This window comes from Mycobacterium sp. PSTR-4-N (assembly GCF_022348085.1).
In the GTDB taxonomy this organism is placed as follows: domain Bacteria; phylum Actinomycetota; class Actinomycetes; order Mycobacteriales; family Mycobacteriaceae; genus Mycobacterium.
The window spans coordinates 1-17,101 of sequence record NZ_JAKRFN010000029.1 but is presented as its reverse complement, the minus strand read 5'-3'; the positions used below and the strand labels follow the sequence as shown (position 1 = coordinate 17,101).

The 17,101-nt window shown below is 66.0% G+C and carries 17 protein-coding genes and 1 pseudogene; 15 read left to right on the top strand and 3 right to left on the bottom strand.

Going from position 1 to position 17,101, the window contains the following annotated elements; translation table 11 throughout:
- Positions 1-3: 3 nt before the first annotated feature.
- Both MHN84_RS26840 and MHN84_RS26835 read right to left on the bottom strand, forming a co-directional pair.
- Positions 4-981, bottom strand: a complete 978-nt coding sequence (locus tag MHN84_RS26840; RefSeq protein ID WP_241207520.1) for a TIGR03617 family F420-dependent LLM class oxidoreductase — start codon at positions 979-981, stop codon at positions 4-6.
- Positions 981-1,336, bottom strand: a pseudogene (locus MHN84_RS26835) (hypothetical protein); the annotation flags it as partial. The gene MHN84_RS26840 and the pseudogene MHN84_RS26835, both read right to left, overlap by 1 nt.
- A gap of 80 nt (positions 1,337-1,416) precedes the next feature.
- On the opposite strand from MHN84_RS26835, the gene MHN84_RS26830 reads away from it, so the two are divergent.
- Entirely contained in the window at positions 1,417-2,019 is a 603-nt protein-coding gene (locus MHN84_RS26830) for a TetR-like C-terminal domain-containing protein (RefSeq protein WP_241207519.1), read from the top strand.
- A gap of 63 nt (positions 2,020-2,082) precedes the next feature.
- Here the strand turns inward: MHN84_RS26830 and MHN84_RS26825 are convergent, their stop codons facing one another.
- Positions 2,083-2,751, bottom strand: coding sequence for an NAD(P)-binding domain-containing protein (locus MHN84_RS26825; RefSeq protein WP_241207518.1), 669 nt, complete (start codon positions 2,749-2,751; stop codon positions 2,083-2,085).
- Between the two features lie 147 nt (positions 2,752-2,898).
- Here MHN84_RS26825 and MHN84_RS26820 point away from each other — a divergent pair, with 147 nt between their 5' ends.
- The 14 genes from MHN84_RS26820 to MHN84_RS26755 all read left to right on the top strand — a co-directional run bounded on the left by MHN84_RS26820 (position 2,899) and on the right by MHN84_RS26755 (position 16,776).
- Positions 2,899-3,309, top strand: coding sequence for a TIGR03618 family F420-dependent PPOX class oxidoreductase (locus tag MHN84_RS26820; RefSeq protein ID WP_241207517.1), 411 nt, complete (start codon positions 2,899-2,901; stop codon positions 3,307-3,309).
- A 54-nt stretch (positions 3,310-3,363) separates the two neighbouring features.
- Positions 3,364-4,395, top strand: coding sequence for an acetamidase/formamidase family protein (locus tag MHN84_RS26815; RefSeq protein ID WP_241207516.1), 1,032 nt, complete (start codon positions 3,364-3,366; stop codon positions 4,393-4,395).
- On the top strand, positions 4,392-4,814 hold the full coding sequence (locus MHN84_RS26810) for a RidA family protein (RefSeq protein WP_241207515.1): 423 nt from the start codon (positions 4,392-4,394) through the stop codon (positions 4,812-4,814). Before MHN84_RS26815 ends, MHN84_RS26810 begins: the two co-directional genes overlap by 4 nt.
- 288 nt (positions 4,815-5,102) lie before the next feature.
- Positions 5,103-5,624, top strand: coding sequence for an MSMEG_0572/Sll0783 family nitrogen starvation response protein (locus MHN84_RS26805; RefSeq protein WP_241207514.1), 522 nt, complete (start codon positions 5,103-5,105; stop codon positions 5,622-5,624).
- A gap of 7 nt (positions 5,625-5,631) precedes the next feature.
- Positions 5,632-6,522, top strand: a complete 891-nt coding sequence (locus MHN84_RS26800) for a carbon-nitrogen hydrolase family protein (RefSeq protein ID WP_241207513.1) — start codon at positions 5,632-5,634, stop codon at positions 6,520-6,522.
- The gene (locus MHN84_RS26795; protein WP_241207512.1) at positions 6,515-6,811 is read left to right on the top strand and encodes an MSMEG_0570 family nitrogen starvation response protein; all 297 of its coding nucleotides are present in this window, start codon (positions 6,515-6,517) and stop codon (positions 6,809-6,811) included. The genes MHN84_RS26800 and MHN84_RS26795 overlap by 8 nt, the downstream gene beginning before the upstream one ends.
- Entirely contained in the window at positions 6,808-8,082 is a 1,275-nt protein-coding gene (locus MHN84_RS26790) for an MSMEG_0569 family flavin-dependent oxidoreductase (protein WP_241207511.1), read from the top strand. The genes MHN84_RS26795 and MHN84_RS26790 overlap by 4 nt, the downstream gene beginning before the upstream one ends.
- 77 nt (positions 8,083-8,159) lie before the next feature.
- On the top strand, positions 8,160-9,215 hold the full coding sequence (locus tag MHN84_RS26785) for an MSMEG_0568 family radical SAM protein (protein ID WP_241207510.1): 1,056 nt from the start codon (positions 8,160-8,162) through the stop codon (positions 9,213-9,215).
- A complete protein-coding gene (locus MHN84_RS26780; protein WP_241207550.1) occupies positions 9,215-10,633 on the top strand; it encodes an MSMEG_0567/sll0787 family protein in 1,419 nt (472 codons plus the stop codon). The genes MHN84_RS26785 and MHN84_RS26780 overlap by 1 nt, the downstream gene beginning before the upstream one ends.
- 10 nt (positions 10,634-10,643) lie before the next feature.
- On the top strand, positions 10,644-11,480 hold the full coding sequence (locus tag MHN84_RS26775; protein ID WP_241207509.1) for a carbon-nitrogen hydrolase family protein: 837 nt from the start codon (positions 10,644-10,646) through the stop codon (positions 11,478-11,480).
- A 2-nt stretch (positions 11,481-11,482) separates the two neighbouring features.
- Complete coding sequence (locus tag MHN84_RS26770) at positions 11,483-12,559, top strand: MSMEG_0565 family glycosyltransferase (RefSeq protein ID WP_241207549.1); 1,077 nt, start codon at positions 11,483-11,485, stop codon at positions 12,557-12,559.
- A 312-nt stretch (positions 12,560-12,871) separates the two neighbouring features.
- Entirely contained in the window at positions 12,872-13,810 is a 939-nt protein-coding gene (locus MHN84_RS26765; RefSeq protein ID WP_241207508.1) for an alpha/beta fold hydrolase, read from the top strand.
- 48 nt (positions 13,811-13,858) lie between these two features.
- Positions 13,859-14,155, top strand: coding sequence for a hypothetical protein (locus MHN84_RS26760; protein ID WP_241207507.1), 297 nt, complete (start codon positions 13,859-13,861; stop codon positions 14,153-14,155).
- An 83-nt stretch (positions 14,156-14,238) separates the two neighbouring features.
- Positions 14,239-16,776, top strand: coding sequence for an excinuclease ABC subunit UvrA (locus MHN84_RS26755; RefSeq protein ID WP_241207506.1), 2,538 nt, complete (start codon positions 14,239-14,241; stop codon positions 16,774-16,776).
- The last annotated feature ends 325 nt before the right edge of the window (positions 16,777-17,101 follow it).

Below are 17,101 nucleotides of genomic sequence, written 5' to 3'. Positions count from 1 at the left end.
TCGTCAGCCCAGCGCGTCGACGATCTCGGCCAGCGCGGTGATCTCGATGGGGCCCGGCTGGTACAGGCAGATCCGGTCCGAGACGCCTGCCACCCTGTCGCGGATGTGGTCGGCGATCTCGGCAGGCGCTCCGCAGGCGGCGATGGTGTGCAGCATCTCATCGTCGATCAACGTCGCCATCTCCTGCCACCGGCCCTGCTTGGACATCGCGTTGAGTTCGGGCTGGAGATCGCCCCAGCCATGAACATCGAGCACCGGCTTGTACGCCGGCGTCGAACCGTAGAACGCCAACAACATCCGGGTCGAGGTGTGGTCCTCTCCGACCGAGACGATGATCTCCGGCACGACGGCGAAATCCTCCTCGCGGCGTCCGGCCGATGACAACCCTTCGCGCACCGCGGGAATCGTCACCTCGTGCAGGAACCGCTTCGACCCGAAGGGCATCACCAGCAGCCCGTCGGCCACCTGGGCAGTGGCGCGGGTCAGGCGCGGCCCGAGCGCTCCGAGGTAGATCGGCGGCGGACCGTACGGGTTCGGCCCCGGCACGAACGTCGGCGTCATCAGGGTGTGGCGGTAGTACTCGCCGCGGTAATCGAGTCGCTCGCCGTGATCCCACGTCGCGAAGATGGCGCGCAACGCCCCCACCATTTCTTTCATCCGCTCCACCGGATGGTCGAACGCCACGCCGTACCGCTTCTCGATCTGTGCGCGCACCTGAGTTCCCAGCCCGAGGATGAAACGTCCCTCGGTGAGGAGCTGCAGATCGTTGGCCTGGTGTGCGAGCTGAATCGGGTTGCGGGGGAGAGCGATCGCGACATTGGACATCACGTCGAGCCCCTTCACCGACGAGGCAAGGACCAGGGGAGTGAACACATCGTGAGGGCCTTCGAACGTGAAAACGCCGGACGCGCCAGCCTCCCGCAGCAGGGCGGCGCGTTCGACCGCGTCGGTCGGGCCGAAGAGAGCCGTCATGACCTTCATCAGTGCTGTCCTGCCACATCGGTCCAATCGGAGAATCCGGAGGGGTGATGTGGTCCGATCACCGCATGTTCGAACAGGCCGGCGCCATGTCGAGTGGTGCCATCGGGTTCGGTGCACACGGCGTGCCCGACATGGTCGATGAGGCTGAACGGCGCCCTGGCCATCACTGCGGGATCGGTGAGGTCGAAGGTGACCCGCTCGGTGAACGGACCACCCTTCCAGGTGCCGTGGGCCCACGAGGAGTCGCCGCAATGGGAGCGAACAGTTTCGAGTCGACGTCGAGTGACATGTGGTCACCGGCCCGGTTCATGAACTCGACGTGCGCGCCGTGCGGAATTCGGGTGCCGGGGTTGTAGGGGTACTCGTCGAGCGGGCCGAGGCTCATGGACTCTCCAATAAATACGATGCGTGTCGCATCGGAAGTAGACTGCCAACATGACAGCAGATCAGGGCAGCGATGGCAAGGAGGCCACCCGGCCCCCGCCGGGCCGGCCCCGTGACGGCAAGATCGACGCCGCAGTGATCGCGGCGACGCGCGAGCTGATCGTCGACACGGGCTACTCAGCGCTGTCGTTGTCCGCGATCGCGGCGCGGGCGGGTACGACGACGGCGGCCATCTACCGCCGCTGGTCGGGCAAAGTGCACCTCGTGCACGAGGCAGTGCTCGCGGACGAACCCATTACCGTGTCAGGTGCTTCCGGCGACATCCGCACAGACATCCGCGCAATGGTCGAAACGATCCGTCGGATCTTCGACAGGCCCGAAGTCCGCGTCGCCCTGCCTGGACTCATCGCCGACACGGTCGCCGACCCCGACCTGCACGCCCTGATGATCGCCCGGCTCACCGGCAACCTCAGTGCGTTCGAATCTCGCTTCGGGCAGGAACGGCGCGGCGGTGACGATCTTCCTCTGCTTGCCGAAGTGGTGGCCGGTGCTGCCATCTTTCGTATCGTGATCCGCCGCGACGCCTTGCTCGATGACGCGTGGGTCGACGCCATGACCACGATGCTCGTCGAGCAGTGGGGAGCGAGAGGGTGAAGCGCCGAAAGGTGCACCGGTAGCGGCAGGCTCGCCGTACCGATGCCCGCCTTTACAGTCCGCTCAGGACGCCCGAGCGCTCCACTCGGGTGTCCGCTCAGGAGATGCCTCGGCCAGAGCCTTCACGGTCTTCTCGACATCGAAATCCTTGCCGTACACCGGGGTTCCGGGTTGCTGACGCCACGAGTCGGAGATCGGGCCGGCGTGGACCGGGTCGAAGCCCAACTGCTCGACGAGGTCGTGCACGAGGTCACGGCCAGGACCGTCGTCGCCGGCGATCGGGAGTGCGATCCGGTTGGGCGCGCCTGCAGGCTTTCCGCTACCGAGCAGATGCTTCCACCAGATGCCGTTGAACACTTTGAAGACGGGTGCGCCGATTTGTTCTGCCACCCAAGCGCTTTCAACCTGACCGTCTTCGATGGCGGCAATCTCGCCGTCGCGCTGCTGCGGGTAATAGTTGTTGGTCTCGATCACGGGGGCGCCCGGATTGCGCGCGTCGACGATCCCGTCCGCGAGGTCCGGAACGTTCTTCTGAGGAATGCTGACGATCACGAGATCAGCGTCGGTCGCGGCGTCACGGGCCCACACCGCGGTAGCACCCGTTTCCGCCGCGAGGTCCGCGAGTGTCTCCGGTGATCGTGAGTTGGCCACGCTCACCTCATGGCCGAGTTCGCGGAGACGGCGAGTCAGCGTTCCGCCGATGAGGCCTGCTCCGATGATTCCGATGCGCACAGTTCGACTCCTCGGTGATGTCGTGACGACCTTCGTCGCGCAACGTCGAGTCCGCGAGGACTATTCCGAACCCGCAGTTGCGGGAATCGACCGCCTCGACGACGGGTTGTCGAGTGTGACCGCTGCAGCTTCGGGAGAGGAGCCACCATGAGACTGGACGCCGACGCGCGCGCCATCATCGGCGACGGGGCCGATGCCACACTCGTCACCCTGAACACCGACGGCAGCCCGCAGGTGTCGGTTGTGTGGATGGCGCTGCAGTCGACGCCCGACGGAGACGAGCTGGTCACTGCTCATCTGGCCGAGTACCAGAAGACCCGCAACATTCGCCGGGATCCGCGCGTGGCGGTGACGATCTTGTCGAGGCAACCCCATCCGGGAGTTCCGACGCCCTATCTGACGGTGGCCGGCGAGGCGCGTGTCGTCGAGGGTGGTGCCCCCGAACTGCTGACCGATCTGGCCGAGGTCATGCTCGGGTCCAGTGACCATTTTCCGCCGCCGGACGCACCGCCGGGACTGCTGACGAGAATCCGCATCACCAAGGCGCGCATCATCTGAGACGCGCGGAGATCTCGCGCTGCAGCGGCCCCGGTGCGCTGGCATGATCGCCGGATGCATCACGTGCTGCGGGCCACCCCGGCGACAGTGCACTGGGGGTACTTCGACCCCGCGCTGACTCCGGTGCTCATTGTCGACTCGGGTGATCTGGTAGCCGTAGAGACTTTCACCCATCACGCAGGTGACGCTCCAGATCTGTTGATGGACGACGATATTCGTGCCGTGTTCGAGCAGGTCGCCGATCGTGGACCGGGGCCGCATCTGCTGACCGGGCCGATCGCGGTGACCGGAGCCCGCCCGGGTGACGTGCTGCAGGTCGACATCTTAGAGGCCACGCCGCGTCTCAAGTACGGCTCGAATCTGGCCGCGCATTGGGGTTATCTGTATGATCTCACCGCCTCCGAGCGGGTCACGGTCTATGAATTGGATGTTTTCGCGCTGCGCGGGCGGGCGCTCTTCGGCTACGACTGGACCACCACGCCGCTCGCCGACCAGGCAGGAACCGTCGTCGAACCGGCGAGCGTCACCCGCGAACCTGCGTTGCCTGGTGTCACCGTCCCGCTGCGCCCGCACTTCGGCACGATGGGTGTCGCACCGGCCGACCCCGGACGGTTGTCCTCGGTGCCGCCCGGCGATCACGGCGGGAACATCGACAACTGGCGGATCGGCATGGGCGGCACGATGTATTACCCCGTGCAGACTGCCGGCGCCTTACTGTCGATCGGTGACCCACATGTTTCCCAGGGCGACGGGGAGATCAGCGGTACGGCGCTGGAGGCGTCGTTGAACGGGCTGCTGCGTCTCACGGTGCGCCGCGATCTGCCGTTCACCGTGCCGGTGCTGGAGACGGCGACCGAGCTCCTGGTCCACGGCTTCGGCGATGATTTGGACAGCGCGATGCGGGCGGCGGCGGTACGCGCACTCGATTTGTTGCAGCGGCTCTACGGGCTGTCGTGCGCCGACGCCTACTCGTTCATGTCGGTGGCTGTTGACTTCACCGTCACCCAAGTCGTCGATCAACGTCAGGGTGTGCACGCCCGGATCGACAAGCGCTGCTTTCCCAGTGAATGGGGGAGAGCGGCGTGAGTGCGTCAGGAGGCATCCGACCTTTCACGTTTACGCCTGCCGATGGGGTGCCGCCGTCAGTGGCCCCGTTCGTGCACGCCACCGCGGCCGGCGAGACGCTGTATGTGACCGGTCAGATGCCCACCGACACAACAGGATCGGTGGTGAGCGACGAGATTGCGGCCCAGACCGACCAGGTGCTCTCCAATCTGGTGCGGGTCACCGGACTGTGCGGCGGCGGTCTGGCCGACGTAGTATCGGTGCGCGCCTATCTCACCGACTGGACTGAGTACGAGGCCTTCAACACGGCGTACGCCGCGTGGTTTCCCAACCGGTTGCCGTCGCGAACCTGCGTCGGCGTTACCGGGCTGGCGGTCGGCGCACGCGTCGAGATCGACTGGGTGTGCTGGCGGCGCGGCGGTTGGGGTTCGCCTGAGTAGGGATTGACCGAGCTACGCCGGTTGCTGTGCGCTCTCGATGACGCTCACATCGGCGGCCTCGACCCGGCGTTGCGGCCCCGGGCGCTCTGACAGAGCTGTAGTGATTTCCCGGCGTGTTAACTGCGCATTGCCGGGTTCTGCCGCTTGGCAACAGGGACGTATTCCGCTCATAACCACCGCGCAATAGACAGGCTCTGTAATTGTTGCAGGTCGACGTCGATCGACCAACGGGGCTCGGCCGGGCAACACGATCCGCCAGCACGTCTAGCAAGAAATATGGAGTCCTCCATGGCATTTGACGCATCCATCGCCGAGAACATCGCCACCTCGCTCGCCGAGATCCCGCATCCGTCGCTACCCAAGGGCAGCAACATCTACGGCGGCACCAAGATCTTCCCCGATTACCAGGCCGAAGAGGGCGAGAGCTACTTCACCCTGGTGCACGGTATCGCCCACGAGTCGTCGGTCAGCTTCGTAGCCGTCCTGCAGGCGACTCGCGCCTTGCGCAAAGGATTCGAGTCCGCCATCTACTTCTACGGCCCCGGCGCCATCAATTGCCTCGCCACCCGCGGTTTTCCCACCACCGGTGACTCCGGCTTCCCAGGTGAGCAGAACATCAACGATGCGCTGGCCACCTTCATCAAGGAGGGTGGCACGGTGTTCGCCTGTCGCTTCGGGCTCGCGCTGCACGGCGGCCGTGAGGAGGACCTGATCGAGGGCGTCATCCCCGCGCATCCGCTGGACGTCCAGGACGCCCTCATCTATTACGCCCGCAAGGGTGCAATCATCAACTCCACGTACATGGTGTGACAGCGAAATGACCACTCTTGCAGCGGTTTCTGCCAACTTCACCAGGGATCTCGACCAGAACTACGCTCTGATCGCATCGCTGGCCGAGGAGGCACGCGCAGGCGGCGTCGACTTCCTGGCATTGCCGGAAGCGGCGATCGGCGGCTACCTGTCGTCGCTGGGCAATCACGGGGACACCATCAAGACCACAACCCGATCACTGCCGCCGGCCATCCGGGTCGACGGACCCGAGATCAAACGAGTGCAACAACTGGCCGGGGACCTGGTGGTCGCCATCGGTTTCTGCGAACTCGCCGACGACGGCGAAACCCGTTACAACGCAGCAGCACTGCTGGACGGCGGGAATGTCTACGGCGTCTATCGCAAGGTGCACCAGCCGCTGGGGGAGAGCATGTCGTACTCGGCGGGCACCCGCTACGACGTGTACGACACCCCGGCCGGGCGTATCGGACTGCAGATCTGCTACGACAAGGCCTTCCCCGAGGCCGCCCGCGTGATGGCTCTGGACGGCGCGCAGATCATCGCCAGCCTGTCGGCATGGCCGGCGGCTCGCACCGCCACGGCGGAGAACTTGCAGGACGACCGCTGGACCTACCGGTTCAACCAGTTCGACATCGCCCGCGCTCTCGACAACCAGGTGTTCTGGGTGGCCTCCAACCAGAGCGGCACTTTCGGGTCGCTGCGCTACGTCGGCAACTCCAAAGTGGTGGACCCGGGCGGCAACATCCTCGCGACCACCCTGCTGGGAAGCGGGATGGCAGTCGCCGACGTGGACATCGACGAGACCTTCCGAACCATGCGGGCAGGCATGTTCCACCTGCGTGACCGCCGGCCGGACGTGTACGGCCCGCTGACCGACGCCGACGCCACGAAGTGGGCGGAGCTGGCGCATGCCTGAGATGACATTCGACATCCGCTGGCCCGACGGTTCCATCCAGTCCTGCTACTCACCGAGTCTGGTGATGCACGACTTCTTGACCACGGGACGGCGCTACACCGTCGGCGACCTGGTGGACCGTGCCGGCGCCGCACTCGAGCAGGCCAGCGACAGGGTGCGCGCCAAGTACGGCTTTGCCTGTACGTCGGCAGCCGCCACAAATGATCAGATCATGGAGTCCGCGAGACGTTTTGCCATCGACGCGGAGGTCACCGTCATCGCCATGCAACCCTCGCTGGAGCAATCATGACAGGCGCGCATGTACCGGTGGCGATCATCGGCGGCGGGCAGGCCGGGCTCTCGGTCAGCTGGTATCTGAGCCGCGCCGGCATCGAGCACGTGGTACTTGAAGCGCACACACCGGTGCACGCCTGGGCCGACAGCCGCTGGGACAACTTCACCCTGGTCACCCCCAATTGGCACTGCAAGCTGCCCGGCTACGCCTATGACGGCGCAGACCCCGACGGCTTCATGACCCGTGACGAAGTGGTCGCCTGGCTGGACGGCTGGCTGAAGACCTTCGACGCTCCGCTGCGCACCCACACCCGCGTCACCACGCTGACCCGACGCCCCGAAGGCGGCTTCGCTCTCACACTCCAAACCCCCTCGGGAATCGAAGAACTCACCTGTGAGAACGCCGTGATCGCGACCGGCGGGTATCCGCTGCCCGTCATTCCCGCCTACGCAGGTTCGCTGGATGCCGCCATCACCCAGATCCACTCCGAGCAGTACCGCAACGCCGAGCAGCTGCCCGACGGCGCGGTGCTGGTGGTGGGCACCGGGCAGTCCGGCGCCCAGATCGCCGAGGACCTGCACCTCGCCGGCCGCCGCGTGCACCTGGCGGTGGGCAACGCTCCACGGGTGGCCCGCTTCTACCGGGGCCGCGACTGCATGACCTGGCTGTCGGACATGGGTCTGTATGACCGCGCAGCAGCGCAGTATCCGGGTGGAAAGGCCGCAATCGAGAAGACCAACCACTATGTCACCGGCCGCGACGGTGGCCGCGATGTGGACCTGCGGCAGTTCGCCGTCGAGGGCATGAAGCTCTATGGCGCTCTGGCCGGCGGCAAGGACACCACGCTGTCGTTCGAGCCCACCCTGCGTGCCGCCCTCGACCATGCCGACGCGGTCTACAACTCGATCTGCTCGGACATCGACGCCCACATCGAACGCGAGAGCATCACCGCGCCGCCGGCCACCCGCTATGAGCCGGTGTGGGTGCCCGAGACAGAGCCCACGACACTGGATCTGGCCGCCGAGAACGTCACCAGCATCGTGTGGGCCATCGGATACCGGCCGGACTATCGATGGATCGAAGCCAGCGCGTTCGACGGTGCTGGCCGGCCGATGCAGACGCGTGGTGTCACCTCGGTGCCGGGGCTGAGCTTTGTGGGGCTGCCGTGGATGCACACGTGGGGATCGGGTCGGTTCCTCGGGATCGACCGCGACGCCTCGCACATCGCCGCCACCATCATCAGTGGCTACCACGAGTCGGTGCTACGACTCGCCGTCGGGAGCTGACGTCATGGCACCCGCACTCACGGCACATCGACGTGCCTTCCGCGCACCCGAACCCCCCACAGCGTAGGAGGCATCGCATGTCTGTATCCACACGAGTCGATCTGGCGCTGTTGGGTTTCCGGGGTTCGCCACCGGTGAGCCGGACCGCGGGCGCCGGTCCGAGCGCCGACGGTCACCTGGTCATCGACGGGCTCAATGCCGCCATCCCACGTAACCCGAACAGTCCCTTCGTCTTCGACGGCACGCGAGTGATTCTCGACGGCGAGGACACCGGCCTCGATGTCGAGGTGGTGACCCGGCCTCGGTTCTACGACCTGTGCACGGTCGACGGCGTGCCCTACGAGAAGCTGGCCCGCCTGCACGGCCGTGACGTGTTGGCCACGACCGTCGTTCAAACCTGCATTCGATACGTCGAAGACCAGCGGTGCCGATTCTGCACGATCGAAGAGTCGCTGCGTTCCGGTGCCACCACCGCGGTGAAACGACCCTCTGAGTTGGCCGAGGTGGCCGCCGCGGCCGTGCGTCTGGATGGCGTCACCCAGATGGTGATGACCACCGGCACGTCGGCGGGCAGCGACCGCGGTGCCCGGCACCTGGCCCGCTGCGTGCGGGCGGTCAAGGGTGCGGTGCCGTCGCTGCCCATCCAGGTGCAGTGCGAACCGCCTGCGGACCTCGAGGTGTTGACCGAACTGCGCGAGGCCGGCGCCGACGCCATCGGTATTCACATCGAATCGCTCGACGACGAGGTCCGGAAGCGGTGGATGCCCGGCAAAGCCCAAGTCAGTATCGAGCGCTATCGGCAGGCCTGGCGTGAGGCGGTACGGGTCTTCGGGCGTAACCAGGTGTCGACCTACCTGCTGGTCGGACTCGGGGAAGATCCCCAGGAGTTGATCAGTGGCGCAGCAGAACTCATCGACATGGGCGTGTACCCGTTCGTCGTCCCGTTCCGTCCGCAGCCTGGATCGCTTGCCGTCGACGTCGACGGTGCGTGTGCTCCCGAGGCATCGGTGGTGGAGAAGGTCAGCCGCGAAGTCGCCCTGATGCTGCAGTCAGCAGGCATGACGGGAGTCGATCAGCGGGCGGGGTGCGCCGCATGCGGAGCGTGCAGCGTCCTGCAGAACTTGGGGGCGTGATGATCCCGTTCGCAGCCAGCGCGCAGGGTCCTGTCGGACTGTCGATCCTGTCCGGCACGCCACGCCCTGCGGCCCCATTCCTGATCGCCCCGGCGGCCAGCTCGTCCGAAATCACCGCCTACCGGCACCTGCGCCACGAGGAGTTCGTCTCCGCGCAAGGGCTGTTCGCGGGCACCGACCGCGACGACATCGACGACGATCCGCGCACCGTCGTCCTGGTGGCCACCACCCCAGATGGGCAGGTGCTCGGGGGAGTGCGGCTGGCCCCGGCCATCGAGCCTGACATCGGTTGGTGGACAGGCAGCCGGCTGGTGGTCCACCCCAGCGTCAGGTCTGACGGTGTGGGGCCCGCGCTGGTGCGGGCGGCCTGCGCCCATGCCGAGTCGGCCGGCGTGCTGCGATTCGAGGCCACCGTGCAACGGCGGTACTCCCGATTGTTCGAGACCCTGGGATGGAATCTCGTCGGCGAGCGGATGGTCGCCGGCCGGCGGCACGCATGGATGCGATGGCCGATCACCTCGATCCAACGCGTGGCCACCGCCACCAAATCCTTCCTCGGCGATGCGTTGGCGCCCTTACGAAGTGTGCCCGGGGCACTCGGGCCGGCGGGTTTCGTCGGTGATGACGGTGTACCGGTGCCGGGAAGCGACCTGATCGCCGCGTGCGACGCGATCATCCCGTCCATGGTGGAACGCGACCCGGAATGGGCCGGCTGGTGTTCGGTTCTGGTCAACGTCAACGACCTGGCCGCCATGGGAGCGCACCCCATCGGTCTTCTCGACGCCGTCGGTGCTCCCAACAGAGCACTTCTGGACAGGGTCATCTCCGGTGTCGCTAGAGCATCCGCGGCCTGGCAGATCCCGGTGCTCGGCGGACACACGCAGCTCGGTGTGCCGGCGGCCCTGTCCGTCACGGCGCTGGGACGCAGCAGCGCTCTGGTGCGAGCAGGGGGAGCCGCGGTGGGGGACACGGTGCGGTTGACCGCAGACACCTCCGGGCAATGGCGGCCGGGATATCACGGGCGGCAGTGGGATTCGACCAGTCGACGCAGCAGCGCCGACCTGGTTGCCATGACGGGTCTGGTGGCGCAGTCGATGCCGGCATCCGCCAAAGACGTGAGCATGGCCGGGATCGCCGGCACCCTCGGCATGATGGCCGAAGCGTGCGGTACCGGGGCCGAGATCGACGTTGCGGCGGTCCCGCGGCCCACTGATGCGGCGATGGGCGACTGGCTGACCTGCTTCCCGGGATTCGGAATGCTCACCGCGGGACCGCAATTGGTGCACGCCCTGCCCGCCGGCGTCGACAGCGCAGAATGCGCCGTGCTGACAGCCGAGCCCGGAGTACGGCTGCGGTGGCCCGATGGAGTCGTGACAAGCGCTCTCGCGCCCGCGGTGACGGGGCTGGGGCCGTCGTAGGCTACAGCCGATGACATCGGTGACCCTGGCTGCGGTGGCCGCGCACTTCGGGCGCGACCTCCCTCGATGTGTCGAGAAGGTCGTCGGCATCATCGCATCCGCCCGGCAGGACGGCGTCGATCTGCTGGTGCTGCCGGATGCGTGCCTGGGTGGGTACATCGGCGACTTCCGTGCCCCCGACCCGGCTGATCCGCCACCTGCGCTCGATCCCGACGGTCCCGAGATCGCCGACGTCATCGCCGCGGCCGGGCCGATGACCGTCTGCTTGGGGTATGCGGAGGCAGTTGCCGGTGGCGGCCGGTACAACGCTGCCATCTGCGTCACCGGTGACGGCGTCCTGGGCACCTATCGCAAAGTGCATCAACCGGCGGGCGAGTCATTGACCTACCTTGCCGGTGATGGTTTCTCAGCGTTCGACACCCCCGTGGGAAAACTCGGCATGCTGATCGACTACGACAAGACCTTCCCGGAAGCGGCGCGCACGCTGGCGGCCGACGGCGCGCACGTCATCGCCGCGCTGTCGGCGTGGCCGGCCAGCATCACCGACCGCGCCTCCCGGCTGCCCGCCGATCGTCAGTCGCGCCTGTTCGACCTGTACGACTGCGCTCGCGCCGCCGAGAATCAGGTGGTGCTGGTGTCGTCCAATCAAACTGGCGTGATGGGCAATCTGCGCTTCCTCGGGCAGGCCAAAGTGGTGGGGCCGGGCGGGGACATTCTCGCGACCACCCGCGCCAAAGGGGGGCTCGCCAAGGCGGAGATCGACGTGGAGGCCGATATAAGCCGTGCCCGTAAGGTGCTCAACCACCTTGCGGAACTGCGCCCGGACACCTACCGGAGCGGGTCGTGACGATGCGTGTAGCCCTGCTGACGTATTCGACCAAACCGCGCGGCGGTGTGGTGCACACGCTGAACCTGGCCGAAGCGCTGGCACACCGCGGGGTCGATGTCACGGTGTGGTCGCTGGCCCGTGCCGGTGATCAGGGATTCTTCCGCGCCGTCGATCCTGCCGTGACCGTGAAGCTTGTCGAGTTCACCGATCTGCCCGGCGATACCGTCACGGACCGCATCGTGCGTTCGATCGCGACACTGCGAGACGCGTTTTCAGCTGACGATTTCGACATCGTCCACGCGCAGGACTGCATCAGCGCCAACGCGGTCGGCCGGTGTATCCGCACGATTCACCATCTGGACCATTTCACGACCCCCGTCCTCGCGGAATGCCACGAGCGCGCGATCGTCGAGCCGTACGCCCGGATCTGTGTCTCACAGGCGGTGGCCGACGAAGTGCGCGTCGGCTGGGGTCTGTCGCCGACGGTGATACCCAATGGTGTTCAAGCGCAACGATTCACCGATGCATCACGCGATAGAGCAGCTCAGGATCGGTGGCGCGCAGAGCTGGGTCGGTATGTCCTGGCGGTCGGGGGCATCGAACCACGTAAAGGGACGGTGGATCTGATCGACGCCATAGCCATGCTCCGGCAGTATGAACCGGGAGTCTCGCTCGTGATAGCGGGCGGTGAAACGCTCTTCGACTATCGCGACTATCGCGCCGCATTCGACGAGCGTTGCGCTGAACTGGGCGTCGCACCAGAGATCCTGGGTACCGTCGAGAACGACGCTCTGCCGAGTCTGGTGGCCGCATGCGAGGTTTTCGCCTTCCCGTCCACCAAGGAAGGGTTCGGCCTGGCCGCCATGGAGGCATTGGCCGCGGGCAGGCCCGTGGTGGCGCGCGACCTTCCGGTCCTGCGTGAAGTGTTCGGCGATAGCGTCGCGTACGCCTCCACGCCGGCGGATTTCGCAGCCCGGCTGCAGGAAGCGATCGCAACGCCACCCGAGCCGGTGTGGGGTCGCGCGTTGGCGTCGAGCATGACCTGGGACGCAGCGGCGGCCGCACATATCGACTTTTATCGACGCGTCACGTCATGAAGGGAACAACCATGAGACTCAACGCCGACGGCGCTCCCCAGGTGTCGGTCGTGTGGATGGTGCTGCAGTCAGACCAGAATCCGTATCACCAAAGCGCACATCATCTGAGCTCGTATCCCGTTCGTTGACGAGCGGGCGCGCGCAATGGCTGAAGTCCTTTGATGACAGGAGGCAATCTGTGGGGCGGGCTCGGCAACGTCATCACCTACCGCTTCGGCTCCCCGCGGGTGAAGATTTGCGGGTTCAGGAACGTAATGCGAATGGGCTGACCGGACGCGATCGGCGTTGTGCCCCTGGTGCCATGATTGTCAGGTGACCGAAGAGGCTGCTGGAAGCGCGCCGGGCCAGGCGAGCGCCATCGCACCGCTCGATATCGCCGGCTCGGGTGTATTGCCGCCGGTCGAGCCCAGGGTGCGCCAGGCGTTCCGGTGGCTGGAACGGCTGGCGCCCTGGGTGGGGTCGCGCTGGGCAGTCGAGCTGTGGTGCACACCGCCGGTGTTGGAATCAGCTCTGCGTATGCCACCTGGCGTAGGTCCGGGTGAGCCCGTCGACGCCTACTGGGGGAACAGGCATCGGGTAGTCGGCGAGCAGTGGGGCGAGGGGCCGCCGGTGTACTTGGTGCACGGCTGGGGCGGGCAGCGCGCGCACCTTGCGGTATTCGTCAAGCCGTTGGTGGAGAGGGGTTTTCGGGCCATTGCCTTCGATCTTCCCAGTCACAACGCATCCGAGCCGGGGGAGCTGGCGCCGGGACGCACGACCGCCACTGAGTGCGCCGATGCGATTGCGGCGATGATCCGGACACATGGTGCTGCCCACGCGGTGGTGGCACATTCTCTGGGAGCCAATGCGACTACACTTGCTGCGGCAGGCGGCGCATCCGTTGGGCGACTGGTGTTACTGGCGCCTATGGGCGACTTCCCCTTGTATTTGGATCTTTTCGCCGCGCGACACGACTTCGGTCGTCGAATCCGTGCCGGTTTGCACCGTCGTCTGGAGAAGCGGATCGGCATGCGGTTGGAAGAGACGAACATGTCGCGTCTCGGTCGCCGCGCCAACTATCCGCCGCTGCTGCTCATCCACGACCCAGACGACCCCGACAGCCCGTACGCCGCTACGGCGCGGCTGTCGACACTGTGGCCGGGTGCTCAGCTGATGAGCACACGTGGGCTCGGCCGGTTGGCCCACTACCGCATCTTGCGTCACCGTCCGGCTATCAATGCGGGGATGGAAATGGTCGGCTCGCCCGGCTAGGCCGCAGAGAATTGTCATCGGACCTTCTCGCGGGGCTAACGTGGAAAGATGTCGTCACTCAAAGTGATCCTGCCGGATCAGACCATCGCCGAGGAACTCGAGTCGGACATCCTGTCGACCGTGTACCAGGAACTTCAGCGCTACAACTACGAGGCAGTCGCGGCGGGCGATGCGACGGGTGAGTACACCCCGTTGGATCCCCGCGGGCGCGTCCACCTCGAATCGACACAGAACACGCGCGTCGTACGGGTAAGCGGTACTGACATCGATACGCACGATCTCTACACCGCTGTGCTGGCGGATCTGGAGCAGCGCCGCGTGGGACTGACTGGCGAGATCGACTAGGAGCGCTGCGCGCGACGCAGCGGTGGCGAGGTGTCGCGTGACATAAAGCCGGAAATGATGGGCAGTCATACACAATGGGCGAGATGAACGGCGGTACTGAGACGGGCTTGGATGGGCCGGATCCGTACATTCGTGTCTACGCGTCCCGGGTACACAACCTGAAAACCGTAGACGTCGCCGCGCCGCGGGACTCGTTCGTCGCGTTCACCGGAGTGTCCGGTTCGGGCAAATCGTCGTTGGCATTCGGCACCATCTACGCCGAGGCCCAGCGCCGCTACTTCGAGTCGGTGGCACCCTATGCACGCCGACTCCTACTCCCTCAGGATGCACCGAAGGTCGACGACATCACAGGACTGCCGCCTGCGGTCGCCCTGCAGCAGCGACGCGGATCGGCGACCTCCCGCTCGACCGTCGGCACCATCACCACGCTGTCGAATCTGCTGCGCATGTTGTACTCCCGCGCAGGGAGCTACCCGCCGGGAGCCACTGAGCGGCTCGACTCCGATGCGTTCTCTCCGAACACCACGATCGGCGCGTGCCCGACATGCCACGGTCTCGGCCGCATCTACGAGGTCACCGAACAGACACTGGTGCCCGACCCGTCGCTGACCGTCCGGGAAGGCGCGGTGGCGGCGTGGCCCGGAGCGTGGCAGGGACAGAATCTGCGCGACATCCTCATCACGCTCGGCTACGACATCGACAAACCGTGGCGCAAACTTCCCAAGCGCCAACGGGAATGGATCTTGTTCACCGAGGAGCAACCCACCGTCGAGATCGATCCGAGCCAGCATCCGGTCACCGCGGACTATTACTACAACGCGACATTCTCCAGCGCGGAGCGTCACGTCCGTCACACGCTTGCCAACTCGCAGAGCGCGGCGATGCGACGGCGGGTTCTGCACTTCGTGCACAGCACTGATTGCCCAGTCTGCGGCGGCTCCGGGCTGCGACCCGAAGCGCTCGCGGTGACGTTCGCCGGCCGCACCATCGCCGAGCTCGCGGCCCTGCCGCTCACGAAGCTCACCGACGTTCTCTCGCCGGCGGCGATCAGGACGGAGTTCGCCGCGGCCTACGAATCGACCGAATCGGGTGAATTCACCGAAGTGGCGACCATGATCGCGGCTGATCTGGTGGCGCGCATATCCGTACTCGTCGACCTGGGGCTCGGTTACCTGAGCCTCAACCGTCGCACACCTACCGTGTCACCCGGTGAACTGCAGCGCTTGCGCCTGGCTACCCAACTACGGGCCGGATTGTTCGGTGTCCTGTACGTCCTCGACGAGCCGTCGGCGGGGCTGCATCCCGCCGACGCCGAGCCTCTTCTCGACGTGCTGGACCGGCTCCGCCGCGCAGGCAACTCGTTGTTCGTGGTCGAGCACGATATGGATGTGGTGCGGCGCGCCGACTGGATCGCCGATGTCGGACCTGGCGCCGGCGAACTAGGCGGCGAGGTGCTGTACAGCGGACCGGTGGCCGGCCTCGCCGAGGTCGCCCCGTCGGTCACCCGGCGTTTTTTGTTCCGTGACGGCCAGGTCGCCCGGCGACCCACGCGCGCACCGGTCGGTGTGATGCGGTTGCGCAACATCACATTTCACAACCTACGGGGTATCGACGTCGATATTCCCCTGGGTGTGTTCGTCGCGGTCACCGGTGTGTCAGGATCGGGCAAGTCGACACTGGTCTGCAAAGTACTCGGCGACGTGATGGCCAGGCAGCTGGGTAGGCAGATCGAACTCGTCGACGACGCCGATGACAGCGATGCCGAGCTCCTCGATATCGACATCGATTCGAGTGTGGGCGTGTCCGTCGAAGGTGCCGAGGTGCTCGGCCGGCTCGTCACCGTGGATCAGCGACCCATCGGCCGCACCCCTCGTTCGAACCTCGCGACGTATACCGGCCTCTTCGACGCGGTCCGCAAGGCATTCGCCGATACCCCCGAAGCGCGGCGACGCGGGTGGAGCGCGGGCCGGTTCTCGTTCAACGTCGCCGAAGGCCGCTGCGACACCTGTCGCGGCGAAGGGTTTGTCGCGGTGGAACTGTTGTTCTTGCCCGGCACTTACGCGAGGTGTCCGGCGTGTGGGGGAGCGCGCTATTCCGACGAGACCCTCGAGATCACCTATCGAGGCAAAACCATTGCCGACGTGCTCGCTCAGACCGTTGACGAGGCCGCCGAGTTCCTGGCTGACTTGCCCTCTGCGTCAAGGAGTTTGGCAGCGTTGTGCGATGTGGGTCTGGGATACTTGCGACTCGGACAACCGGCCACAGAACTCTCCGGTGGCGAGGCGCAACGCATCAAACTCGCATCGGAGTTGCAACGGGCCAAGAGGGGTCACACGCTCTACGTGCTCGACGAGCCCACGACGGGGCTACATCCTGCCGACGTCGAGTTGTTGGAACGTCAGCTGCACGGCCTCGTCGACGCCGGCAACACCGTCGTGGTGGCCGAGCACGACATGTCCGTCGTAGCAAACGCGGATCACGTCATAGACCTCGGACCCGGTGGCGGCGAGGACGGAGGAAGCGTCGTCGTGGCCGGTGCGCCGGCGGTGGTCGCCGCCGATACGGTGAGCCGGACCGCGCCGTACCTTGCCCCGTTCGTGGGAGACGGGTCAGAGCCGTGACGCTGATCGAATCTCAAAGGATGCGCGGGTAGTTAGGTCGTGGTCGACACCGCGTGAGTAGGTCCGTCGACCTGGTTTCGGTGGTTTTCCTCGGCCTGACGGGTCCAAAGGAGCGGGCCAGATTGCACCTGCTGGTCCGGTTCACTCCCACCGGGATGAGTGCGAATGTAGAACCTCGGCACGCTTTCGCAGCGTGAAGATAGCGTCCCGTGGAGTGGTGGACTTCGGATCTGGCGTGGTTCACGCGTTGTGATCAACGAGTCATGTTGAACGCTAGGTGATTTGGTGTTGTTTGGCAAGTGCTGCCGCAGCGTGTTTGGCGGCA

Bases quoted from the DNA above. Each gene is read 5' to 3' on its own strand.
- MHN84_RS26760 (WP_241207507.1), top strand. From the start codon at position 13,859: ATGTCGTCACTCAAAGTGATCCTGCCGGATCAGACCATCGCCGAGGAA.
- MHN84_RS26830 (WP_241207519.1), top strand. From the start codon at position 1,417: ATGACAGCAGATCAGGGCAGCGATGGCAAGGAGGCCACCCGGCCCCCG.
- MHN84_RS26785 (WP_241207510.1), top strand. From the start codon at position 8,160: ATGTCTGTATCCACACGAGTCGATCTGGCGCTGTTGGGTTTCCGGGGT.
- MHN84_RS26800 (WP_241207513.1), top strand. From the start codon at position 5,632: ATGACCACTCTTGCAGCGGTTTCTGCCAACTTCACCAGGGATCTCGAC.
- MHN84_RS26755 (WP_241207506.1), top strand. From the start codon at position 14,239: ATGAACGGCGGTACTGAGACGGGCTTGGATGGGCCGGATCCGTACATT.
- MHN84_RS26840 (WP_241207520.1), bottom strand. From the start codon at position 981: ATGAAGGTCATGACGGCTCTCTTCGGCCCGACCGACGCGGTCGAACGC.
- MHN84_RS26790 (WP_241207511.1), top strand. From the start codon at position 6,808: ATGACAGGCGCGCATGTACCGGTGGCGATCATCGGCGGCGGGCAGGCC.
- MHN84_RS26815 (WP_241207516.1), top strand. From the start codon at position 3,364: ATGCATCACGTGCTGCGGGCCACCCCGGCGACAGTGCACTGGGGGTAC.
- MHN84_RS26820 (WP_241207517.1), top strand. From the start codon at position 2,899: ATGAGACTGGACGCCGACGCGCGCGCCATCATCGGCGACGGGGCCGAT.
- MHN84_RS26775 (WP_241207509.1), top strand. From the start codon at position 10,644: ATGACATCGGTGACCCTGGCTGCGGTGGCCGCGCACTTCGGGCGCGAC.
- MHN84_RS26805 (WP_241207514.1), top strand. From the start codon at position 5,103: ATGGCATTTGACGCATCCATCGCCGAGAACATCGCCACCTCGCTCGCC.
- MHN84_RS26770 (WP_241207549.1), top strand. From the start codon at position 11,483: ATGCGTGTAGCCCTGCTGACGTATTCGACCAAACCGCGCGGCGGTGTG.
- MHN84_RS26795 (WP_241207512.1), top strand. From the start codon at position 6,515: ATGCCTGAGATGACATTCGACATCCGCTGGCCCGACGGTTCCATCCAG.
- MHN84_RS26780 (WP_241207550.1), top strand. From the start codon at position 9,215: ATGATCCCGTTCGCAGCCAGCGCGCAGGGTCCTGTCGGACTGTCGATC.